Genomic DNA, 23188 nt, shown 5'->3' with positions numbered 1-23188 from the left:
TGTTCACATGGCACATATTCAAAAATTTGTTGAAGATAATCAACGCATGTTCAAAAAAACATTAAGCTACTATATTATGCACATTACGGTAGCCATGATTGTAGGCTACCTTGTCACAGGCAGCATTTGGATGGCAATTACTTTGAGTTTACTTGAGCCTACTGTACAAGCCGTGGCTTATTTCATTCACGAACGCGTGTGGGAGAAAAAAACGATACAACAGGAAGAAAATATCGTCGCATAGTTTCACCTGTGATCCTCCTCATCTAAGCCGCACTATGCGGCTTTTTTTGCAACAGTTTATGAAGAATTACTTCGCAATAGATATAAATTTATTTTATAATTAAATAATATTTTCATAACCGAGTTTAAATTATGAATCTTGCTGCCTTTGAAGCTTTTATAAAAGTCATGGAAACGGGTTCGATTTCTATGGCAGCTGATCAACTATTTATCACTCAGCCCGCTGTTACCAAACGTATTCATAGTTTAGAAGATTATTTTGGTGTCAAATTATTTGAATCTGCTGGCCGAGGTGTACAAGCCACCCATGCGGCTCATTCCCTGCTTCCAAAAGTTAAAAATTGGTTAAATGAACTAGGTGATATTCATCACACCTTAAGCCACGACCAAAATCAGATTAAAGGAAAGCTTAAAGTTGGTACCAGCCATCACATTGGATTACATCATTTACCGCAACATTTAAAAAGCTATGTTCAGCAATATCCTGATGTGACATTAGATGTGCATTTTGTAGATTCAGAACAAGCGCATGAAAAAGTGTTAGCTGGTGATCTTGAACTGGCATTCTTAACCTTACCCCCTGTCCTAGATGAACGTTTAAAATATGTTCCTTTATGGAGTGATCCTTTGGTTTTCGTTGCTGCAGTTTTTCATCCATTGGCAAATATGAAAAATTTAAGCCTTGAAGATCTCATGCAGTATCCAAGTTTATTACCTGCAGCTCAAACATATACAGCGCAGATCACCCTTGCAGAATTTGAAAAAAATGGATTAAAACCTAAAGTGTCCATGAGCAATAATCCGCTTGAATCCATTCGCATGTTGGCTTCTATTGGGTTAGGTTGGTCTGTCTTGCCAAGTACTTTAGTCAATCAAGACCTGGTCAGACTGGATATTAATTTAGAAATGCAGCGTCAATTGGGTATGGTTTGGCATCCGGGACGCACCCAATCTAAGGCAGCCAAAGCATTGGTTGATTTAATGAAATAATTTCAGCACTCGATATTTAAAAGTCATCTAATCAGATGACTTTTTACTTTTTAAGACAAGTGAGCTACTTAAGCTTTTTTCTTCAATGAATCTTCATGTAAAGACTCATTGAGCTGATCGATAATTAATGCCCATGAACCATCTGAACATAATTTTTCTTTCAAAAATTGACGTTGACCTTCAGACCAAAAACTTGCTTCAGTCAAAAAGGTTTCAGCTTCTAACTGATGTGTTTCAATAAATTCTGCAATAGCTTGCTCGCTAGAATCCAATCCTAATTGCTCAAATAAGTTGGTCATTCTTGGCTCTGCATTTATCATCGTATATTCCTTATGATTTTGATTAATTTTAAGTTAGTTGTTTGCGCATAAGGTATCACTAAGGGATGAAAGCGTCTGTAAATTTATGCTGAATTTCATCTCAAGTTATTTCAATGCTGATCAATGAAAAAAAGCCATTGATACAATGGCTTTAGCAATGATTTAATTTTGAGAATAAAACTGTCTTAAATGGACCAGTCTTGGATATCCCAACCCTGCTCTTTAGCCAATCCTTCAAGACGATCATCTGGGTTGACTGCAATCGCATGATCCGCATATTCCAATAAGAATCGATCGTTAATGGAGTCTGAATATGCCCATGATTCAGTAACGTCTCGTCCCTCGAGCCATTGATCTAATCGTGCCAATTTACCTTTTTGATAACACGGAATATTAATGACTTTACCCGTATATTTACCATCAACCACTTCTGCATTGGTTGCAATAATTTCTGTAATACCAAATTCACGAAAAATAGGTGCAGTAATAAAATCTGATGTTGCGGTAATTCCTACTAATTGATGCCCAGCATCTTGATGACGTTGAATCGCTTTATAACCTTCAGGACGCATTTGAGGTCGAATCACTTTTTGCATAAAAAGCTGATGTAAGTCGGTCAAATACTCATTGTCATGTTGCGTTAAAAATTCAAATACAAATTCGTTGTAGGCAATTGGATCAAGTTGTCCTGCTTTGTAGTCTTCATAAAATTTGTCATTCATGGCGCGATGTCGAACTGGATCAACCAAGCCTTCATTGACTAAAAACTCGCCCCAAGAATGGTCAGAGTCGGTATTTAACAAGGTGTGATCTAAATCAAACAACGCCAATTTCATGAAATTACTCGTTCAAACTGAAATTTAAGAAAAAAAATGTAAATCTATCTCCGCTAGTCGATAGAAATTCGTTAAGATCATAGCAATTTTAAAACATTATTACTTTGAACTTTTCGAGTCGGGCATAGAGAGTGGATGCCCCCGAACCCAAAGTCAACGAATTTAATAAATTTTAGGTGCCAAATGATCGACTCAGAAGGTTTCCGACCGAATGTCGGGATCATTTTGGCAAATGATATTGGACAAGTTTTATGGGCAAAACGCATTGGTCACAATGCTTGGCAATTTCCTCAAGGAGGCATCCAATTTGGTGAAACTCCAGAACAGGCACTTTTCAGGGAACTCCGTGAAGAAGTCGGGTTATTGCCGGAGCACGTCCAAATAATTGCTCAGACCGAAGGTTGGTTACATTATCGTTTGCCACTTCGCTACATCAGATCAGATTCTGATCCTGTGTGTATCGGACAAAAGCAAAAATGGTTTTTATTGAAATTAGTCGCGTCAACGAATCATATTCAGTTGAACTTAAATGATCCGCCAGAGTTTGATCAATGGCAATGGGTCAGCTATTGGTATCCACTAGGCCAAGTGGTGAACTTCAAAAAAGATGTTTACCGTCGTGCCATGTTGGAATTGTGTATGCATCTGCCATAGCATGATTTATATTAAACATTGAATTTAAATGTTTGATTTTTATTTCGACTATTTGAATAATCACCATAATTACATCCCTTTAAGAGGAGCACCGCTACATGTCGAACATGCAATTAGACTCTTTACGGCGCATTGTCCAAGAAATCAATGCGTCTGTCAGTTTGCATGATTCGTTAGAAATTATGGTCAACCAAATTTCTGAAGCAATGCATGTAGATGTGTGCTCTATTTATTTACTTGATGAACGTAACCAACGTTACGTTTTGATGGCTTCCAAAGGCTTAAATGCTGAATCTATTGGCAATGTCTCACTGCAGCTGGGTGAGGGTTTGGTCGGACTCGTTGGGCAACGCGAGGAAATCGTCAATATCGAGAATGCGTTTAAGCATGAGCGTTTCGCGTATTTCCCAGAAACGGGTGAAGAGATTTATAACTCTTTCCTTGGCGTTCCTGTCATGTATCGTCGAAAAGTCATGGGTGTTCTCGTGGTTCAAAATACTGAACCACAAGACTTTAGCGAAGCTGCTGAATCGTTTTTAGTCACACTTTGTGCGCAACTTTCTGGCGTTATCGCCCATGCGCATGCAGTTGGAAATATTGATGTTTTCCGTAAGCCAAATAATTCTCCAACCTATAAAACATTTCAAGGATCATCAGGTGCAGGTGGTATTGCATTAGGTCGTGCACTTATTCTTTATCCACCCGCAGATTTAGGTTCAGTACCTGACCGCGAAGCTGAAGATATTAGTGAAGAGCTTGAATTACTTGATCATGCGGTTGATTCAGTTCGCCAAGAAATTCAATCACTTGATGAAAAAATGCAAGATTCTTTGATGTCTGAGGAACGTGCATTATTTAGCGTATTCTTGAGAATGTTGGATGAGAATGCCCTGCCTGCTGAAATCAAAGAGTTAATCCGTGATGGTCACTGGGCTCAAGGTGCAGTTAAACACGTTATAGATCGTCATGTGGCAATCTTTGCACAAATGGAAGACGATTATTTACGAGAACGTGTTGCAGACCTAAAAGACCTTGGGCGACGTATTTTAGCAGCACTTCAAGAAGATGATCTGAGTCATCGTGAACTGAGTAATGACAGTATCATCGTGGGTGAGGAAATCAGTACGGCAGCATTGGTTGAACTACCTGTCGATAAGATTGCAGCGATTGTGACGTCTGAAGGGGCTGCCAATTCACATATGGTGATTGTGGCACGTGCTTTGGGTATCCCGACAGTCGTTGGGGTAACCGAGCTTCCAGTAACCACACTTGATGATGTGGAAATGATTGTTGATGCCTATCAAGGACGTGTATTTATCAATCCACCACGCCGTTTACGTCAACGTTATCGTGACATCCAAAAAGAAGAAGAACAAATTGCCAAAGATCTTAAACAGTATGAAACCAAAGATGCCATCACTCCTGATGGTGTTGCAGTACGCTTACTTGTGAATACAGGTTTAATGATTGATGTCGTGCGTGGTGTACAACGTGGTGCCAAAGGTGTCGGACTCTATCGTTCAGAAATTCCATTTATGTTGCGTGATCGTTTCCCGGGTGAAGAAGAGCAACGGGCGATTTACCGTCAACAACTTAGTCACTTTGCCAATAAACCAGTCGTGATGCGTACTTTGGATATTGGTGCAGATAAAGATTTACCTTATTTCGAAATAGAAGAAGAAAACTCAGCATTAGGATGGAGAGGGATTCGTTTCACCTTGGATCATCCTGAGATTTTCTCTTCACAAATTCGTGCGATGTTAAAAGCCAGTGTTGGTTTGAATAATTTGCATATTTTGCTGCCAATGATCACCAGCGTCAGTGAAGTAGAAGAAGCGCTTTATATTATTGAGCGTGACTTAGCTGCGGTTCAGGAAGAAGAACAAGTTAAAATTAATCGTCCTAAAATTGGCATCATGGTGGAAGTACCTAGTGTTTTACTTCAAATTGGTGAGTTTGCAGAATTAGTTGATTTCTTCTCTGTGGGTTCGAATGATTTAATCCAATATTTGTTGGCAGTCGACCGTAATAACCCACGTGTATCGAGTGTTTATTCTCACTTCCATCCCTCAGTGCTTCGAGCATTGCAACGCTTAGTTCAAGAGTGTCATAAATATGACAAACCTGTCAGTATTTGTGGTGAAATGGCTGGCGATCCACTCTCAGCAATTTTACTGATGGCGATGGGCTTTAATACACTTTCAATGAGTTCGAGCAATATTCTCAGAGTCCGTAAAGCAATTTGTCATGTTCCAATGGTAGATGCGCAAACGCTTTTAGATGAAGTGGTGAAAATGAATAATCCACTCATTGTAAAAAGTTGGATGGAATATTATTTCCGTCATCATGGTTTAGCGGATATGGTGAAATCGAATCGTATTGTAAATGCCTAATATGAATCTCGGTTTAAGCAGAGAAAGAGCTGAGTAACAACATGATCAATTGGCTTTTTTTATCTTCATGTTTTTCGTAGCGATCTCGGTAATTCTATTTCATTTATATATTAGTAAATTAAAAAGTAGTTCAACACCTAACAAACCTATTTCAAATCATACGCTAGGTCATGGCTCAACGATGAATTCTGAACACCAAATGAGCGAATTATCATCACATGTTGATATAGATTGCGGTGGAAGTATCGGTGGAGCAGACTAACCTTCACGTGTTTAGGCATATAAAAAAAGGGAGATAATCATTCGAATATCTCCCTTTTTTGTGCTTGCTATAGCCACGTTTTGCATTTTTCTTACGATCTACAAAAACTTGGCTTTTGTTGACTTCATGCATATGTTTTGCCACAAAGTTGTGAATCACAACTTCTGGCAACGCTTTTTTCTTTGCCATTTTATATTACCTTCAGTTTAACCACCCTAGATGATGGGAAAGCGATATTACGCTTTTTTGTACATTATACAAGCAAATTCATAATGGTTTTTTCAATGACATTCATCGAATGCATAAAATGTTTAAGATTAGCTCTGCCATTTTTCTATGTTAAATTGATCAAAAACTCGAGCACCCGAAGGTACTCTTACTCAGCATAGAAAGGACTAAATCTTCATTATTTCGGTAGAAGACTAAATGTACCTCGATGATGATTAAATTTTCCATCTGGCATTGCGATATTTTGGTAAATGATCTTTTGCTTTTGATCGATGATAAGTACAACATTTTCTTTAGTCGCATCATCTGTCCAATACACCATAAACTGCTCAGGTCCAACCTGTGTGGCTAAATATTCAATATTGGCAGATGTATTTTGTCCTGATGTGATATTTAAAAGACTTTGGTCTTTGAATTCAAGACGCTGCGTTTGACCATTGATGTTTAACGCCAAAGTCTGTCCAATAGCGAAGAATGGTTTGTTCAATACTTGTTGTAAACCGATGTCCTTGATTACACCTTTGACGCCCTGTATTTTGCCTTTAAGATGAATTGTTCCATCATTCCCAGCAATGTTGGTGTAAACGACATCTCGATTATAATCTTGAATATGAACGACATTATCTCCTGATTTATCCTCATGCCAATAAACCATAAAAATATTTTTAGCAATTTCAACAGGTGTGTATTTTACCGCTTCAGAAAGATCTGGCCCAACTGCGCCACCGGCACCTGTAAAAGTTAGGTTTTTGTGGTCTTTGAAATCAAGATAAAATTTCAAACTCGTAAAATCGACTTGAATTTTTTGTCCTATTGGCGGATAAGGAGATGCAACTTTCCAATCGGTTTCTTTGGCAAATACTTGTGCAGACATTTTTAGTACTTCTTCACTCGACTCAAGATCTGGATACTTTGCTTTCATATATCCAAAAATCCCCTCCGAGCTTTGATTTTCAGTAACTGCTGTTTTAAAGTTCGTTAAATACCCTTTAATCCAATCCAATGGCTTAGGTGAAAAGTCACTTTTTACATAATGACCTGGGATCACTTTTTCAGGATTTAAACTCAGTATTTTATCAATTTGCTTCTTCCAAAGATCGATCCCTTGCACACCATTGGTATCGGCCATCCACAAATGCTCACCATAAGCGACCGAAATACCACCCAATGCCGTTTTTAAACTTGGAATCCATAAGAAACTATGTGCGGAATCTTCTGGATCAAGTTGGACTTGAAGCTTTTGCCCATCTAATTCCATATATCCTGAATTTAAGGCTTCAGGAATAATAATCTTTTCAGGGGCATCGCTTTTTGCTAATTGTGGCTGCCAAACTGATAACTTATCTTCTTTAGAGGCTTGTATTAAATAAGCTGTCTGCGCAGTTGAAACAACCTTAGCATTTGGAAATGCTTTTAAAATTTCATTGGTTCCAAAATAATAGTCAGGGTCACTATGGGAAATATAAATATATTTTAAATTTTTACCTGATTTCTTAATCAGATTGATTACGTCTTTAGCGTATTGATTCTGAAATTGAGCATCGACCAAAATAGCATCTTTTTTTCCTGAAATTAAAGTTGATGCAACGGCAAAAACAGCATCCTCTCCAGGAGTATAAGTCTGCAAAGTGAGTGGAGATGGATTTGATGAATCTTTTGGACTTTTATCATCAGAATCATTACAGCCACTTAAAGCAATGGTGGTCACAAATAAACTAGTGGTTAGGAGTTTTGTCATATCAGCCTCATGAGATAAATTTATCTATGGTTCTTATTGATCTTTATTTTTTAAATAAACTTTAAAGCAAAAGTGCCATATTTCCCCTCGTCATACTGCGGATGTGGTAGTGCAACAAGGCGAATTAAAAGCTTATTGAGGCAGAAGAAGGATGAGAAGTACTTACGGTTTAGTAAGTAAAATAATCGAATTTGCAGTTAAAATATTAGACTGATTTGCAACAATAAATTCCACGATAAAAAATGTTAACTTTAGTATCTCGAACTTTGAATGCCTGTTAATACAGACATTGCTCACTGAACAGCCATCTCTAATTTTTTTTATTCATGGGCTAAGGCTTCAATTGGTTTTAAGTTTGCAGCACGTTTAGCGGGCATATAACCAAAGATCAAACCAACCAACGTTGAAAATAGCAGTGCGATAATAGCAACTGACCATGAAAATACCATCTTATAATCTGAGCTAATCGCATTAAAAATAAAACTGGCGATCAAGGCGATCGCAACACCAATTACACCACCAATTAAACATAAAACTGCAGATTCAATCAAAAACTGAGCCTGCACATCACTTTGGCGAGCACCAACTGCTATTCGTAAGCCAATTTCCTTAATTCGCTCGGTCACAGAAACGAGCATGATATTCATCACACCAACGCCACCTACGACCAATGAAATAAAGGCTACTGCAGAAATAAAGAAAGTCATCGTTCCTAAATATTTTTCAAAGGACTTCATAGACTCATCACTGTTATATATATCAAAATCCTCCACACCATGACGAGCAATCAATAGTTGCCTCACTTTCTTTTCGGCTTTCACTGAGTCAGTATTTTGATGTAGTACCGCAGTCAGCAGATTGACATTATCACTACTTGAAATTTGTGACATCAATACATTATAAGGCATCCAAATTTGTGAAGAACCTGAGCTATATTGAGGTTCAGCGATTCCAACAACTTCATAAGAACGCTTATTAAATAACACTGTTTTACCTAAAGCTAATTTTTGCTGTCCAAATAACTTTTCAGCAGCTTGCTTATCAATCACTACAATTTGGGAACGCTGTTCAACATCGCTCTGTGTAAAAAAGCGACCATGTTGAACTTTCATGTTTCTAATTTTTAAATAAAAACCATCTGCACCTGTTGCACTCACATCAATATTACGATTTTGATAAATCATGTTCCCGCTTAAACTGACATGTGGAGAAACATGGATAATTTCTTTCATCTCATTGAGTGCATTTAAATCATCCATATTTAAACGGCTGGCAGATGCAGCTAAAGCTGTTCCACCTGGATAAATCTCAAGTGTTGCTGTTTTCAATCCCCCCCAATCATTCAAAAATTTTTCTTTTGCTCCATTACCAATCGCAATGACAATGGTGACTGAGCAAATGCCAATAATAATCCCTAGCATGGTCAAAAATGACCTTAAACGATTGGCGAAAATTGAGTGCAAAGACATTTTCATCGCTTCATACACTTGGGAAACAAAGCTGAATTTCATGTCCGCATGAAAAACTTTTGATGGAGAAACTTGCCCTAAAGATTTACGCTGCGTATCCGAAAGAATGCGTCCATCTTTAATTTCAATGACACGATCTGCACGTTCTGCAATACTTTTATCATGAGTCACTAAAATAATCGTATGCCCTTGACGGTGTAGATCTTCCAAAATTTGCAAGACCATTTCACCACTTTCAGAATCCAAAGCGCCTGTGGGTTCATCGGCTAAAATAACCTCACCACCATTCATAAGCGCGCGGGCAATACTGACTCGTTGCTGCTGTCCACCCGACATTTCATTGGGTTTATTGTCACTCTTATCAGCTAAACCGAGCTGAGCTAAAAGTTGCAGTGCTCGATCTGCACGGTTTTCTGCATTCAAATTTGAATAAATCGCGGGCAAGGCGACATTCTCTAAAGCAGATAAAGCATTCAATAAATTATAGCGTTGGAACACAAACCCAAAACTTTTTAAACGTAACGATGAAAGCTCATCATTACTCAATAAGGAAATATCTTGTCCACGAAACAGAAACTGTCCTGAAGAGGCTTGATCCAAACATCCAAGTAAATTCATTAAAGTAGACTTACCTGAACCTGATTGCCCAATAATCGAAATAAACTCACCCTGTTCAATACTGAGACTGACATCTTTTAGGATGTGTTGTTGATTATTTTCTGGACCTACAAATTTATTTATTTTTTTTAGTTCAATCAAACTCATTAAGTATCGCCTGATGTATTCGCACTATCGTCAGGTGCCTCTGCCAAAATTTTTTCACCCAACTTTAAACCAGACTTGATTTCAATATCATTTGAGTCAGAAATTCCAGTCACGACTTTTCTTGGTTGAGGTTTTGTATCAGGTTGATAGAGGTAAACAATGGCATCTGATCCATATCCAATCACCGTTGTTTTCGGAATTTTCAGCACATTCTTTTTTTGATTTACAATAATGTCATTTTGGGTTGTCATACCGATACTGAGTTTACGCTCAGGGTTGTCCACCAACATTCTTGCATAGTAGAACACTGCTGCATTCGCATTTTCATTTTTATCGTCGTAAGTTCCTTTGGTCAGGGTCGTTAAAGCAGGATCAATACTTTGAATCACACCATCTAATTTCACATTGGGGTCTGCCAAGGTGCTAAATTTAACTGGCATGTTTTCTTTTAATTTAGTGTAGTCACCTTCTGCGACCTGCATTCGGATTTCCATCTTATTCAAGTTGGCGATCGTCGCGATCAAAGGTGTCGTTTGTGCAAAGTTAATGGTTTGACCAGCTTCAACAGGCATGGAAACCACGGTACCCGTCAATGGAGAGCGAATCTGTGTGTAGCCCAATTCAGTTTGTGCTGTATTCACATTAATCTGTAATTGTTTCAGCCGATATTCATTTGACTCAACATCTGCAATCGCTTGTTTAAGCTGATTATTCGCCTGTTCGAGCTCTTCACGAGAGCCTGCTTCAGCTTTGTATAAGGTTAATTTACGCTGATAGTTTTGTTTTAAAGTTTGTAAAGTGACACGTTTCGCTGCCAAGTCTGCCTTCGCAGCTTCAAGTTCGGCTTTACTGGTATTGAGCTTGTCCAACTGTGTTGTCGAGTCAATTTCAGCGATTAATTCGCCTTTTTTTACATCCTGTCCTAACTTGATATACAGCTTTTGAATTTGACCTGAGACTTGTGCACCCACGGAGACAATATCAGATGCATAAATTTCACCTGTGGCTTTAACAATCTGCGTTAGATCACCTTGAGTGACTTCAACGGTCTGCGGTTCTGGCTGCTTTTTTTGTGACTGAATATAGAAATAAACAAAAAGAGCTAAAGCAACCAATACCACTAAGACCAAAAAATACTTTAATTTTTTTGATTTTTTTTGCATGTGCATAATGACGAATAATCTTTATTGAGGAGATAACTTTTGATCAACATGTTTTATTCACTTTAATATGATCAAAATTTAAAAATTTTTAATGACACGATTCTAGTGAATTCTATTTTTTCACACTGTCGTACTTATTTATTTTTATGTATCGATAACAGCCAACCGCATCTATGTGTTGGCTGTCTATCAGAAAAGGGTTTTGGACAATAATTAAGCGGCAAATGCTCGATTTAAAATTGAGGTCACATCTACTTGTTTAGGATCAAGCATTCCCACCACTTGACCATGAAATTTTTGATACCGCGTCGCAATAAAAGCATTGGCAATAAAATCTGGTGCATAACGTTTCAGCAATACTGCTTGAGAGAGCACAACCAAACGACTGACTAAGCTTCTCCCCATAAATTGTAAATCATCAGGTTCCTGATGAAATAATCTAAACAGTCCCTGCAACTCTTCATTAAGTATTTTGTCGTGACTTGCAGTAGATGCTAAATCTTTAAATAAGTGCTCGATTGATTCAGGATCACGTGAAATAGCACGAAGCACATCGAGACACATGACATTACCTGACCCTTCCCAAATAGTGTTCACAGGTGCTTCTTTAAAGAGACGAGCCATGATGCCATGTTCAACGTAGCCATTGCCACCGAAAACTTCCATCATTTCACCAGTCATCTCTACTGCTCTTTTACAGATCCAAAATTTTGCTGCTGGTGTCATGATACGTTTCCATGCCAAACAAAGTTCGCTGTCATGTTCATAACAATGAGCCAAATGGAAACTCAACTGCACTGCCGCTTCAGTTTCTAAAGCAAGATCTGTGAGCACAGACCGCATTAATGGCTGCTCAATGAGTCTCTTACCAAATGCTTGACGTTGACGAGTATAGGCAATGCTTTGTACTAGGGCCTGACGCATAATGCCACTTGAACCTACCGCACACGTTAATCGGGTATAATTCGCCATTTCAATAATCGTTGGAATGCCGCGTCCAGCCTCCCCCATCATAATGCCCCAAGCTTCTTTAAATTCGACCTCAGAGCTGGAGTTGCTGCGATTTCCAACCTTCTCTTTGAGTCGTTGAATATGAATCGCATTTTTTGTGCCATCTTCCAACCAACGCGGAACAAAGAAACACGCCAATCCATCATGCTCAGTTTTAGCAACAACCAAATGTGCATCGCACATAGGTGCTGAAAAAAACCATTTATGCCCAGTTAGTAAATAGGCTTGTCCTCTTCCAGACCGCCCAACTGGAACAGCTGTCGTTTCATTAGCACGCACATCAGAACCACCCTGCTTTTCAGTCATGCCCATTCCAATCCAAATCGATTTTTTCTGAGCAATCGGTAAATCGCGTTCATCATATTCAGTGGATAAAAGTTTATCTCCTAGCTTTTTCCACAGCTCAGGTTCTTTTTGAATCAATGGAATGCTGCCCAAGGTCATTGAGTTTGGACATAAGTTTCCACACTCCACTTGACCACTGAGGAAGAATTTTGCTGCCCAATCCACCCAACCAGATTCTTGAGTGAAATTTAGAAAAGGATGTGCATGAACCGCATATTTACGATTTAACGCCATCCATTTGTGCCATGAAGGATGAAATTCAACAAAATCTGCCCGCCTACCTCGAGCATCAAAACTATGTAAAATAGGAGGATGTTTATTTGCAAGATCAGCATGGTGATAAAAGCTTTCACAACCTACGACTGCACCAAACTCACTTAAATGGACTGAGTTTCTACTGCCATAACGCTGTAAGATTTCTTGTAAGATTGGATCTGTTATATATAGATTGTAATCTTGAAGCTCATCAAATTGATTATGTATTTGATGTGTCATCCATGCCGACATAAACGAACCCTCTTTGGAATTTTTATCTATAACTTGATTATTTATATTTTCGAGTATAGCTTTTGAAAGTAGATTATCTAGTGCAAAAGATGACCTGAATTGTCATTAAATTTTTATTAACGTCTTAATATTATCTCAGTATTGTGTTCTGCTATTGTTGCATCATCTTTCGATATTTTGCGGGCGGCATACCCTTACAGCGCTTGAATGCTCTAGAAAATACAGATACTTCCGCATAACCCAACCGTTCAGAAATTTGATCTATTGTAAGATCAGTACCCAGCAATAAATCATCTGCCAAATCCTCACGTAAATTTTTAACCAATTGGTGAAACGTAATCCCTTCATTGGCTAAATTGCGCTGAATGGTACGAACATTGACAGCTAAAGCTTTGGATATATCTTCAATCGTCGGCATTTGTGATGCATTCTTTAATAAAAACTCGCGTATTTTTTTACTATAGTCCCCTAAGCTTTTTCGGCGTCGAAATACATGCTCACACTCTTTTTGGTAACGCATAAAAGTGAAGTCATCAGCTTGACGCAATGGGGTAAGCAACAATTCAGATTGAATCGTGATTCGACTTTGTGGTTTCTCATAAAAAATAGGATAACCAGTTAATTCTTCTATCTGATTTGCATAGCAAGGCTTGGTCATCGCTAAATCTATCTGAAAGGGTAATTGAGCACCAAGAATGTCATTTTGAAGTGTGATGATGGTCGCAATATCTCTTTCTAAAATAAATAATTGCATATCAGCACTTAGGTCATGATGAAATAAATTTAAATGTGTAAATTCACCATCTTCTTGCAAAGCCACATCAGAAAAAATTGCGCCTAATTTCAGATATCGTATCGCGATCAGCAACGCTTCTCTGACATTGGCACTACTTAAAATTGCAAATCCCCAAGCCCCTAATGTGGTGGTGTGATGTCGAAGCCCAGCTTCGAGCGCAATGGGATGTTCATCAGAGATTAGATTCAGAATATTTCTGATGATCTGTAATTCATTTCGCTCTTGGATTTCAAAATTTTCTTGATAAAGATCTTGTTTCGTCAGTTGTGTATTTTCTAGGCATTGCTCAAAAGTAATACCGTAGCTTTCTGCAACATGACATAGTACCCGAGCTGTATTCGCTTCCCTTAAAAACTTCCATGAATTAAGCATCATTATTCGCGTTTTTATTTGTCATCTAATGTCAAATTTAACTGTTTAATTATCATTCTACAAGTGAATTCAATCTCTTATATTCATAAATAAAAGAAAATGGAATTTTTTATGAACATGTATGCCAATCTTGCTGAGGAACAGCAAAGCCTGGTCAATGAACTCACGGCGTTATATCAAAAAACCAAAGCCGAGATGAACGACCAAGATATTGATCATATTCGAAATGTTGCTGCATATTCAAAGGCTATAAAATTACGCAGTGAGCAACTTATTCGTGAATGTATAAGTTTAGAATCTTGGGGACGGGGCATTATTCTGGGTTGTTTACACACCCTACTCGAATTTTCAGAGCTCGGTCATAACATCATGCACGGAAGTTATGATCACCTCCCCCAAGCAACCGAGTTTCACTCAGAACGCTGGGTATGGGACTTTGTGACTGATCCTCGTGAATGGCGCGTCATGCATCATCAAAATCATCATCCATTTACCAACATCGTTGGCAAAGATCATGATTTAGGGTATTCCTTTTTAAGAAGCTTGGCAGGTCAAAGCTGGTATGGGCATCACAGTGTTCAATTGCTGATTTACAGTGCGCTGATGATCACTCCATCCTACTATTTCACACTCTATACAGCCACATCAGCAGCACGTACAGAAGGTCGAAAAATCCTTTCCAAAGAAACCTTTACTCAATCATTTCGTCTCATAAAAGATCATGTTCAAAAACAGTTTATTGAAGCACCAGTTGCTGCAAAATGGTCAAAAAAATTACCTGTTTTTATCGGAAATTATCTTACAACAACGATAGGCTATGGTTTTTTACTTCATATCCTCTTCTTAGAACATCACGCTGAAAATTTGGAGCTTTATTCAGATCCTGGACCTGATGAGACGCAAGAAGAATATTTCATACGACAGATTAAAAGTACCACCAATTTTATCCCATATGCACCGCTGGATCAGTTTCTCAAAAAAATCCTTGATGATGAGGTCCCGTATCCAAATCCACCTCCATTTGAAATCTTTTATGGCGGATTAGATACACATCTTGAGCATCATTTATTTCCAGATTTATCATGTAATCGTCAAAGACAAATCAAAGCTGTAGTACGTAGTATTTGTGAAAAATATCATTTGCCTTATCACAATTCACCCATGGAAAAGCTGATTCCAGCGATACCGCTCAGCCTCATTAAAAGGACTCTACCTTTTGGTAATCAAGAAAAAAATAACCCTTTCAAATTACTCATTCGACCAAAAGAATTATTAAAACGTATCAAACGAGGAATTCAATATCAGCCACCCTCAACCATGACATATTTACACAAGCCACAGTTCTATAATGCGTCGGCAAAAGTTATACAAGTCGAAATACAGCTTAATGGTCAAGTCAAAACACTCAAAATGAGCAAGCCTCAAGGCTGGGAACATTTAAAATGGCAGGCAGGTGCATTTATTTCATTAAGCTTTGAAATAAATGGGCAAACTTATATTCGTCAATACAGCTTATTGCATGAAAGCCAAAGCGCAGATGGCTATTTTGAAATAGCAGTGAAACGTACACCTGCGGGCATCGTTTCTCACTATATTCATGATCATGTTCCTGTAAATACAGAGGTGACGATTGTAAGTCCACCACAATCTACACCTGATTTTGTTTTAGACACCCTCCCGCCGAAGTTAATCTTTATCGCAGCAGGAGTCGGTATTACACCAATTTTAAGTATGTTAAGAAAATATCAGCGTATCGAAAGTAAAGCTGAAGCTCATTTGTTTTACTTTAACCACGATGAAAACTCTATTTTGTTTGAAAATGAGATTCGTCAAATCGCGGGGCATTCGAATTTGAATGTTCACTTTATCTGCTCCAAAGTTCAGAACGAGTCGACATCTGATTTACGACAAGGACGTTTTAGTCTTGAAATTTTCCAACCTTATATTCGAGATTTTAAATGCCAACACGTATATGCCTGCGCCCCTCAAGCATTAATCGATTCTGCTCGCCAACAACTTATTCAAGCAGGCGTTAAAGCAGCAGCATTTCACACAGAAAATTTTAAACCTGCTCCTCTCAGTTTTGAGTCTGATGGTGTTACACGTCGAGTGATTTTCAAAAAAAGTAATAAAAGTATCGATATTGAAGGGAATGTCACTTTACTTGAAGCCGCGCGTTGGGCTGGACTAAAACTGCCAAGCGGTTGTCGACAAGGTTTATGCAAAGCCTGTGTATGCACTAAATTGGAAGGTCAAACTCAATTAGAAGTTAATTCATCCACTATTCAACATCGCATTACCCTATGCAACACTGTGGCTCGCTCACCAATCATTGTGCTTGATGTTTAACAAAGATTCTTAAGTTAATCGCCGTCATGAAGTAATCATGCAATGCTTCATGACAGTAAGATTCAAACACTTAAACAACCAAACTTATGATTCATATCCAAAAATTACACAACCAAAACCTTACTGTAAATCATCGTTAAATCCTTTTAACTTGAACCAAATATTCTATTGGTGAATATTCAAATAAACCCTTAATTTATATGAGGGTAATTGGAATTTTATTTACAAATTAAACACTCCAATTGAACGCATCATGATTTATGATGAATTTGTAAACTCAATAAAACACACATTCTTGTCACAATGTTGCTTTAGAATGATCGAACAAAACGGTTCATGTCTCTGATATTGGAGGCGCTAGAACTTATAAAAGTGAATGCTCAGCCAACCATCAAGAAAGGCATATATTATAAATGGAGAATGAATATGAGCGATGACTCAAAAAAATGTCCTGTCACCCACTTAACAACTGATGCTGGTGCTCCTGTAGTAGACAACCAAAACAGTATGACAGCAGGTGCACGTGGTCCTTTACTTGCACAAGATTTATGGCTGAATGAAAAATTAGGTAACTTCGTTCGTGAAGTGATTCCTGAGCGTCGTATGCACGCGAAAGGTTCTGGGGCATTTGGTACCTTCACTGTTACCCATGATATTACGCAATATACTCGCGCTAAATTATTCTCTGAAATCGGTAAAAAAACCGATATTTTTGTGCGCTTCTCTACAGTTGCTGGCGAACGTGGTGCAGCAGATGCTGAACGTGATATCCGCGGTTTCGCAATGAAATTCTACACTGAAGAAGGTAACTGGGATTTAGTAGGTAATAACACTCCAGTTTTCTTCTTACGTGATGCGCGTAAGTTCCCTGACTTAAACAAAGCAGTTAAACGCGATCCTAAAACCAACAAACGTAGTGCAACCAACAACTGGGATTTTTGGACTTTACTTCCAGAAGCATTACATCAAGTGACGATTGTCATGTCAGACCGAGGTATCCCAGATGGTTACCGTCACATGCATGGTTTTGGTAGCCATACCTTCAGTTTCATTAATGCCAACAACGAACGCTTCTGGGTTAAATTCCATATGCGCACGCAACAAGGCATTAAGAATTTAACTGATGCAGAAGCTGAAGCGATTATTGCGAAAGATCGCGAAAGTTCTCAAACTGACTTATTTGATGCGATTGAACGTGGTGATTTCCCGAAATGGAAAATGTACGTCCAAATCATGCCTGAGTTAGATGCAGAGAAAGTTCCATATCACCCATTTGACTTAACCAAAGTATGGCCTAAAGGGGACTATCCTTTGATCGAAGTCGGTGAATTCGAACTTAATCGTAACCCTGAAAACTACTTCCAAGACGTAGAACAAGCTGCCTTTGCTCCAAGTAACTTAGTGCCAGGCATCAGCTTCTCACCTGACCGTATGCTTCAAGCACGTCTGTTCAACTATGCAGATGCTGCACGCTACCGTGTTGGTGTTAACCATTATCAAATTCCAGTGAATGCACCGCGTTGCCCTGTTCACTCAAATCGTCGCGATGGTCAAGGTCGTACTGATGGTAACTATGGTGCTTTGCCACACTATGAACCAAATAGTTTCAGCCAATGGCAGGAACAGCCACAATATAAAGAGCCACCATTAAAAATTTCTGGTGCGGCAGATTTCTGGGATTACCGCGAAGATGATAATGACTATTTCAGTCAACCACGCGCATTATTCAATCTCATGAATGATCAGCAAAAACAGGCTTTATTTGACAATACAGCCGCAGCAATGGGCGATGCATTAGATTTCATTAAGTATCGTCATATTCGTAACTGCTATGCTTGTGACCCAGCATATGGCGAGGGTGTTGCAAAAGCATTAGGCATGACCGTAGCTGATGCACAGGCTGCACGTGCAACTGACCCAGCACAAGGAAATCCTGGCTTACTTTAATTAATATCTCCATAAAAAACCGCTGTTATCAGCGGTTTTTTTTATTCAAACAATTAGTTTTTTACCTTCCCGAATACAATAAAACGGACTGATAAATTTAGATGCATTTTTCATCGCTTGGTGCAGATCCAACTCAGGTTGATTCCGATCTTCATCTGTTAACTGAAAAGTACGATAGTGAATCGCTAATGAACGTTTTGCGTGTAAATCTTTATGTGCTTGGAATGCATCAGCAGGATTCATATGTAGATATTGCATCAATACTCTTGGTTCATATGCACCGATTGGCAGTAAAGCAATCCTTGGTGCACCTAAGCGCTGGTGAATCTCTTTAAAATGTTGTGCATAGCCTGTATCACCAGCAAAGTAACAATGCCCATGCTCAGATAAAATTGAAAAACCACCCCATAATGCAAGGTTTTGATCACGAAGCCCTCGACCAGAACCATGTTGGGCAGGTGTGTAGACAATTTTAAAATCTTTGAATAAGGCAGACTGCCACCAATCCATCTCAATCACATGAAATGCTTTCGGCAAATAGGCTGCATTTCCTAGACCTGTATAGATCGGCATAGCAAATTTTTGATGTAGCCAATTCAAACTCGCTAAATCCATATGATCATAGTGATTATGACTGAGTAATACTGCGTGAATCTGTGGTAAATCTTCAAGTGCAATCCCTGCAGGGATAACACGTTTCGGTCCACTCCCGTGCTTTGGGCTTACATAATCCGCCCATACAGGGTCGGTTAAGAAGTTATATGGACCAATTTGAATTAAAACCGTAGCATGACCAACAAACCATACTTGCCAATCTTCTAAATCTGCATGCGGACGAGCCTCAGGCTTAGCACGTTTGGTTTGAATAAAGTCCTGTTTCTCTTTCGCGAAATCACCTTGCCAGGTAAAGCTTTTACGAGCCATCAACCATTTATATAAATTCCATTGGTTGAGCTGTGCAGGACGTGGTTCCTGATTAACGAATCTTTGCCCATTATGGTGATCCAGTGAAACCAATTTAAGTTTTGGTTTAAACCACACATGCCGAATACAATCTTCAGTCTTTAGTTGATAGTGCAGATTAGAATCTTGCGGCTTCCGTCCAACAACAAGTGTAGACTCTGGATTACTCGAAGTCGTCGTTGGAATATCAGTCAAATTAGACATAATAAATGTAAGCACCTTAAACCGAAGCGATTTTGAAATAGTTGATTATTCAGTTATATAAATAGATTATGTTCATCATCTATTCGCATTTTTAAATTATGTTTTTAAAAGATACACTGTTCGTGTTTCATTTAAGACAACATCAATCTCAATTCCCATGAAGTGGTTATAATTTCATCAATAAATTGTGAAATAGAACACCAATCATCCCTCTATTATTCATCATATACAACTCAGACTTTCTTTTTGTTTATGATTTTGTTGTTTTTTTCTGATTTTTGATGTTTTTTTAATCACCCACAGAAATCTTAAATAGAGGAAGTTAAATTTTGTTTAGGATGTGACTTAACGCTGAACAACTGATCTCCCAAAGCTTCAACGTACTTTTCTCTACATTATTATTTTTCATAGACTTAAAGCCGAAACAATTGGTTTCAACTTTAATAGATACAATCTTTTCTAAACCTATACAAATCAGTCACTCATTCACGATGAGAGTTCGATCTTGAAATGTAAAATTTCTATCTAAGTAAGAAATTAAATGCATGTAAATTTTAAAATACAAAAAAATGCTTCATTCACTAACTAAATACCAAAATACATCTACTTATTGATCAATTTCACTTATACTCATCTTTAGCAACATTAAGACATTTTTTAGATTATTCTCTGGAAGGCTATATGGAATTACGGCATTTGCGCTATTTTATTACAGTTGCAGAAGAGCTTAATTTTAGCAAAGCTGCACTTAAGCTCTACACAGCACAGCCTTCACTCAGCCAACAAATCAAAGATTTAGAAGAAGATGTTGGTGTGCGTTTACTAAATCGAACCAAACGAAAAGTTGAATTGACCGAAGAAGGCGCTGTGTTTCTGGAACAGGCGAGACTCACCATTGCTCAAGCAGAAAAAGCAATTAATATGGCGCGCCAAGTGTCTAAAGCAAAACAAAAAATGCTACGCATTGGTTTTGTGCCAGTTGCAGAAATGAAAATCTTTCCTTATGTATTACCTAACTTACGTGTTCAAAATCCCGAATTAAAAATTGAATTACAAAGCTTAAATAATATTGAGCAATTCAAAGGCATAAAGAAAGGTGAATTGGACATTACTTTTACTCGTCAACGTTTAGATTCTGAAGAGATCGAGAGTCGCTTTGTACTCCGTGAGCCTTTAGTTTTTATTCTGCCTAAAGATCACCCTTTGGCAAAGTACGATCGTATTCCTGTAAAAGCGCTTGATGGCATTGATTTTGTGATCCCTTCAGATGAGCAATCTAAGACCCTGCATGACACCATTTTAGGCTTTGCTGAACAAAATGGCGTTTCTTTTAAAATTGTTCAAAAAGCTGACAATATCTTGTTTAACATTAACTCTATTGGTATTGGCTTAGGGTGTACGATTCTTCCTGGCTATATTATGCCACTTCTCTTGGAAAATAGTGTGACTCGTCCACTCGATGTAGAGCTACCTTCGCTTGATCTCTTTGTAAGTTATCGCAAGAATGCCACTGGTATTGCTGTGCAAAAATTTATGGAGTTACTTTCAAAAGTCTTTTATTTAGACTTTAATCAAAGTTCAACGTGAATAAAAAACCCGCTGAATTGAGCGGGTTTTTTATCGATGTGATTTAGCAAGCAACTGACTGATTAATCAAATTTTTTAAAAGTTGATGTAATTCATCAATGGAATCCACGACCGCAAGTGGATGATATTGCTGTAGTACCTCAGGTACATGAACGCCATACGTCACCCCTACACTTGGCATACGAATATTCAATGCCATTTCAAGATCGTATGAAGTATCTCCTACCATTATCGCTTGATCTGCATTAAAACCAGTTTCGGCTAAAATTTCAGCCAACATCAACGGATCTGGTTTTGATTTTGTTTCACTGGCTGCACGTGTCGCTGAAAACAAACTCACACTCTGAGTTTGCCCCAGTACTCGATCTAGCCCCTTACGACTTTTTCCTGTCGCAACAGCCAAATGAATACCTGACTCTTTGAGATCATGCAACATTTCAGCCACACCATCAAACCAACGATCATGTTTCGAGTGCTCAACATAATGCGCTGAATAAGACTGTAAAATTGCCTCGTGTAAATCAGGAACCTGAGGAAATAAAACCTGCGCTACTTCAGGTAATCCTAAGCCAATAATGCTTTTAGCATCCTCATCAGTCAAAGGTTGATTAAATTGTTTGGCGGCAAATTTTAAACTTTCAACAATTTGACCCACTGAATCAAATAAGGTGCCATCCCAATCAAAAATAATGAGTTTTACCGCTGATGTCATATTTTTTATCCTAATTTTGATCGGGTAGATGCCATTTAAATATCATATTGACATATTAAGATCTCATCGTTGCATGACCTCGTCATGACACAATGATTCAATCCTTACACAACCACTGAGACGCAATCAGTCTTGTTGAGACTGCACTACAGGTTTATCCGCTTTTTGTGCGCGAAGTTGTGCAACCAGGCTTTGCATATCCTCAGGCAATGGTGCTTCAATTACTGGATATCCAGGAATCTCTAAGCGCATTGCGTGTAAACATAAACGACGTGGTTTAGGTCCACGATATTCCGTCTCATGCCCGTACTTTTCATCACCCACCAAGGGATGACCAATACTGAGTCCATGTACGCGAATTTGATGTGTACGACCAGAAAGCGGTGATGCATACACGAGTGATGCATGCATAAAGCGTTCTGCTACCTTCCATTGGGTTTTTGAAGGCTTTCCTTCTTTAGATACACGCACTCGACGTTCACCATTGGCTAACTCATAGCGATGTAATGGTGCATCGATTAATTGGGAATCTAGTGTTACTTGGCCTTTCACCACAGCAGCATAAGTTTTTTGAATCTTGTGTTCACGAAGCATATCTTGAAGTGTTTTTAATACGCTACGCTTTTTAGAAATCATCACCAAGCCTGAAGTATCTCGGTCAATACGATGGATCAGTTCTAAATATTTTTTCCCTGTCGCTGCGCGTAAGCCTTCAATTAAGCCATACGCCACACCACTTCCACCGTGCACCGCAATCCCAGAAGGTTTGTTCACCACTAAAAGACCTTCATCTTCATAAACCACACGGCTTAACAAGCCCTGCGCGACTTTGTCTGATACTGGAGCTTGAGATTCATCTTTTTGTTCATAACGAATCGGTGCAACACGGATTTGATCACCAATATTTAATTTGGTTTCCGCTTTCACACGCTTTTTGTTGACCCGCACCTGACCTTCACGAATTAAACGATAGATTCGACTTTTCGGTACTCCTTTAAGACGAGCGAATAGAAAATTGTCGATGCGTTGCCCCAATTGGTGCTCATCCACTTCAAACCAAGTGACGCTTTGCCATTCTTGCGTAGAATTCATACAGTTACGTTGACCTAAAAAAATACTAAATTCGATTAAAAACTGATCATTTAGACTACCCAATTGACTAGAAATGTCTGTGTAGCCCATAGGCAGATGATCTAAGGTTTGCTATAGTCAGCGCACGGATACCGCCGTAAGTGAACATTTGTTTAGAGATTTCAAAATTTTGAAATTCAAACTAAATTTTTGTTTAGCATAAACTCGGAATGGTCCCAAAAGAATATGCCAACGCCGAAGGC

The 23188-nt window shown here is 38.5% G+C and carries 18 protein-coding genes; 7 read left to right on the top strand and 11 right to left on the bottom strand.

Annotated elements, in window-relative coordinates:
* Nucleotides 1-7 precede the first annotated feature (7 nt).
* Both AC1M89_RS07390 and AC1M89_RS07385 read left to right on the top strand, forming a co-directional pair.
* Nucleotides 8-244: a DUF2061 domain-containing protein gene (locus AC1M89_RS07390; RefSeq protein WP_035264169.1), complete on the top strand. Its 237-nt coding sequence runs from the start codon at nucleotides 8-10 to the stop codon at nucleotides 242-244.
* Nucleotides 245-375: 131 nt separating this feature from the next.
* On the top strand, nucleotides 376-1233 hold the full coding sequence (locus tag AC1M89_RS07385) for a LysR family transcriptional regulator (RefSeq protein ID WP_035264171.1): 858 nt from the start codon (nucleotides 376-378) through the stop codon (nucleotides 1231-1233).
* A 68-nt stretch (nucleotides 1234-1301) separates the two neighbouring features.
* On the opposite strand, the gene AC1M89_RS07380 is transcribed toward AC1M89_RS07385, so the two are convergent.
* Together AC1M89_RS07380 and AC1M89_RS07375 are read right to left on the bottom strand one after the other, a co-directional pair.
* Nucleotides 1302-1553 carry a DUF2789 domain-containing protein gene (locus tag AC1M89_RS07380; protein WP_481592415.1) on the bottom strand — a complete coding sequence of 84 codons (252 nt, stop codon included), beginning with the start codon at nucleotides 1551-1553 and terminating at the stop codon, nucleotides 1302-1304.
* Nucleotides 1554-1738: 185 nt separating this feature from the next.
* Nucleotides 1739-2389, bottom strand: a complete 651-nt coding sequence (locus AC1M89_RS07375) for an HAD family hydrolase (protein WP_481592416.1) — start codon at nucleotides 2387-2389, stop codon at nucleotides 1739-1741.
* A 183-nt stretch (nucleotides 2390-2572) separates the two neighbouring features.
* Here AC1M89_RS07375 and AC1M89_RS07370 point away from each other — a divergent pair, with 183 nt between their 5' ends.
* A complete protein-coding gene (locus AC1M89_RS07370; RefSeq protein ID WP_035264177.1) occupies nucleotides 2573-3043 on the top strand; it encodes an RNA pyrophosphohydrolase in 471 nt (156 codons plus the stop codon).
* Between the two features lie 98 nt (nucleotides 3044-3141).
* Nucleotides 3142-5436 (top strand): phosphoenolpyruvate--protein phosphotransferase, encoded by a 2295-nt coding sequence (gene ptsP / locus AC1M89_RS07365; RefSeq protein ID WP_481592417.1) that lies wholly within the window; start codon nucleotides 3142-3144, stop codon nucleotides 5434-5436.
* Nucleotides 5437-5701: 265 nt separating this feature from the next.
* Here the strand turns inward: ptsP and AC1M89_RS07360 are convergent, their stop codons facing one another.
* From AC1M89_RS07360 to AC1M89_RS07335, 6 genes are all read right to left on the bottom strand, one after another.
* Entirely contained in the window at nucleotides 5702-5887 is a 186-nt protein-coding gene (locus AC1M89_RS07360; protein ID WP_035264181.1) for a DUF7230 family protein, read from the bottom strand.
* A 217-nt stretch (nucleotides 5888-6104) separates the two neighbouring features.
* Complete coding sequence (locus tag AC1M89_RS07355) at nucleotides 6105-7664, bottom strand: MoaF-related domain-containing protein (RefSeq protein ID WP_481614082.1); 1560 nt, start codon at nucleotides 7662-7664, stop codon at nucleotides 6105-6107.
* A 320-nt stretch (nucleotides 7665-7984) separates the two neighbouring features.
* Complete coding sequence (locus AC1M89_RS07350; RefSeq protein WP_481614081.1) at nucleotides 7985-9898, bottom strand: ABC transporter permease; 1914 nt, start codon at nucleotides 9896-9898, stop codon at nucleotides 7985-7987.
* Complete coding sequence (locus AC1M89_RS07345) at nucleotides 9898-11067, bottom strand: efflux RND transporter periplasmic adaptor subunit (protein ID WP_481596206.1); 1170 nt, start codon at nucleotides 11065-11067, stop codon at nucleotides 9898-9900. The genes AC1M89_RS07350 and AC1M89_RS07345 overlap by 1 nt, the downstream gene beginning before the upstream one ends.
* Nucleotides 11068-11274: 207 nt before the next feature.
* The gene (locus AC1M89_RS07340) at nucleotides 11275-12924 is read right to left on the bottom strand and encodes an acyl-CoA dehydrogenase family protein (protein ID WP_481614080.1); all 1650 of its coding nucleotides are present in this window, start codon (nucleotides 12922-12924) and stop codon (nucleotides 11275-11277) included.
* A 151-nt stretch (nucleotides 12925-13075) separates the two neighbouring features.
* Nucleotides 13076-14095 carry an AraC family transcriptional regulator gene (locus AC1M89_RS07335; RefSeq protein ID WP_481614079.1) on the bottom strand — a complete coding sequence of 340 codons (1020 nt, stop codon included), beginning with the start codon at nucleotides 14093-14095 and terminating at the stop codon, nucleotides 13076-13078.
* A 108-nt stretch (nucleotides 14096-14203) separates the two neighbouring features.
* Here AC1M89_RS07335 and AC1M89_RS07330 point away from each other — a divergent pair, with 108 nt between their 5' ends.
* Nucleotides 14204-16441 carry a fatty acid desaturase gene (locus tag AC1M89_RS07330; RefSeq protein ID WP_481614078.1) on the top strand — a complete coding sequence of 746 codons (2238 nt, stop codon included), beginning with the start codon at nucleotides 14204-14206 and terminating at the stop codon, nucleotides 16439-16441.
* A 426-nt stretch (nucleotides 16442-16867) separates the two neighbouring features.
* A complete protein-coding gene (locus tag AC1M89_RS07325; protein WP_035264193.1) occupies nucleotides 16868-18388 on the top strand; it encodes a catalase in 1521 nt (506 codons plus the stop codon).
* Nucleotides 18389-18433: 45 nt separating this feature from the next.
* Here the strand turns inward: AC1M89_RS07325 and AC1M89_RS07320 are convergent, their stop codons facing one another.
* Nucleotides 18434-19555: an MBL fold metallo-hydrolase gene (locus tag AC1M89_RS07320; RefSeq protein WP_481592424.1), complete on the bottom strand. Its 1122-nt coding sequence runs from the start codon at nucleotides 19553-19555 to the stop codon at nucleotides 18434-18436.
* Between the two features lie 681 nt (nucleotides 19556-20236).
* Between AC1M89_RS07320 and hcaR the strand changes: the two genes are divergently transcribed.
* Nucleotides 20237-21142 carry a DNA-binding transcriptional regulator HcaR gene (gene hcaR, locus AC1M89_RS07315; RefSeq protein ID WP_092766703.1) on the top strand — a complete coding sequence of 302 codons (906 nt, stop codon included), beginning with the start codon at nucleotides 20237-20239 and terminating at the stop codon, nucleotides 21140-21142.
* A 43-nt stretch (nucleotides 21143-21185) separates the two neighbouring features.
* Here hcaR and AC1M89_RS07310 read toward each other — a convergent pair whose 3' ends face one another.
* Together AC1M89_RS07310 and AC1M89_RS07305 are read right to left on the bottom strand one after the other, a co-directional pair.
* Entirely contained in the window at nucleotides 21186-21854 is a 669-nt protein-coding gene (locus tag AC1M89_RS07310) for an HAD family hydrolase (protein ID WP_092766702.1), read from the bottom strand.
* A gap of 126 nt (nucleotides 21855-21980) precedes the next feature.
* Nucleotides 21981-22946 carry an RluA family pseudouridine synthase gene (locus tag AC1M89_RS07305; RefSeq protein WP_035264199.1) on the bottom strand — a complete coding sequence of 322 codons (966 nt, stop codon included), beginning with the start codon at nucleotides 22944-22946 and terminating at the stop codon, nucleotides 21981-21983.
* Nucleotides 22947-23188: the final 242 nt, after the last annotated feature.

The organism is Acinetobacter sp. ANC_7635, from assembly GCF_056779945.1.
This window is presented reverse-complemented; position numbering and strand designations above follow the sequence as displayed.

What these genes read in the sequence shown, in the direction of transcription:
- AC1M89_RS07390 (WP_035264169.1), top strand. Translation starts at nt 8, where the DNA reads ATGGCACATATTCAAAAATTTGTTGAAGATAATCAACGCATGTTCAAA.
- AC1M89_RS07385 (WP_035264171.1), top strand. Translation starts at nt 376, where the DNA reads ATGAATCTTGCTGCCTTTGAAGCTTTTATAAAAGTCATGGAAACGGGT.
- AC1M89_RS07380 (WP_481592415.1), bottom strand. Translation starts at nt 1,553, where the DNA reads ATGATAAATGCAGAGCCAAGAATGACCAACTTATTTGAGCAATTAGGA.
- AC1M89_RS07375 (WP_481592416.1), bottom strand. Translation starts at nt 2,389, where the DNA reads ATGAAATTGGCGTTGTTTGATTTAGATCACACCTTGTTAAATACCGAC.
- AC1M89_RS07370 (WP_035264177.1), top strand. Translation starts at nt 2,573, where the DNA reads ATGATCGACTCAGAAGGTTTCCGACCGAATGTCGGGATCATTTTGGCA.
- ptsP (WP_481592417.1), top strand. Translation starts at nt 3,142, where the DNA reads ATGTCGAACATGCAATTAGACTCTTTACGGCGCATTGTCCAAGAAATC.
- AC1M89_RS07360 (WP_035264181.1), bottom strand. Translation starts at nt 5,887, where the DNA reads ATGGCAAAGAAAAAAGCGTTGCCAGAAGTTGTGATTCACAACTTTGTG.
- AC1M89_RS07355 (WP_481614082.1), bottom strand. Translation starts at nt 7,664, where the DNA reads ATGACAAAACTCCTAACCACTAGTTTATTTGTGACCACCATTGCTTTA.
- AC1M89_RS07350 (WP_481614081.1), bottom strand. Translation starts at nt 9,898, where the DNA reads ATGAGTTTGATTGAACTAAAAAAAATAAATAAATTTGTAGGTCCAGAA.
- AC1M89_RS07345 (WP_481596206.1), bottom strand. Translation starts at nt 11,067, where the DNA reads ATGCACATGCAAAAAAAATCAAAAAAATTAAAGTATTTTTTGGTCTTA.
- AC1M89_RS07340 (WP_481614080.1), bottom strand. Translation starts at nt 12,924, where the DNA reads ATGTCGGCATGGATGACACATCAAATACATAATCAATTTGATGAGCTT.
- AC1M89_RS07335 (WP_481614079.1), bottom strand. Translation starts at nt 14,095, where the DNA reads ATGATGCTTAATTCATGGAAGTTTTTAAGGGAAGCGAATACAGCTCGG.
- AC1M89_RS07330 (WP_481614078.1), top strand. Translation starts at nt 14,204, where the DNA reads ATGAACATGTATGCCAATCTTGCTGAGGAACAGCAAAGCCTGGTCAAT.
- AC1M89_RS07325 (WP_035264193.1), top strand. Translation starts at nt 16,868, where the DNA reads ATGAGCGATGACTCAAAAAAATGTCCTGTCACCCACTTAACAACTGAT.
- AC1M89_RS07320 (WP_481592424.1), bottom strand. Translation starts at nt 19,555, where the DNA reads ATGTCTAATTTGACTGATATTCCAACGACGACTTCGAGTAATCCAGAG.
- hcaR (WP_092766703.1), top strand. Translation starts at nt 20,237, where the DNA reads ATGGAATTACGGCATTTGCGCTATTTTATTACAGTTGCAGAAGAGCTT.
- AC1M89_RS07310 (WP_092766702.1), bottom strand. Translation starts at nt 21,854, where the DNA reads ATGACATCAGCGGTAAAACTCATTATTTTTGATTGGGATGGCACCTTA.
- AC1M89_RS07305 (WP_035264199.1), bottom strand. Translation starts at nt 22,946, where the DNA reads ATGAATTCTACGCAAGAATGGCAAAGCGTCACTTGGTTTGAAGTGGAT.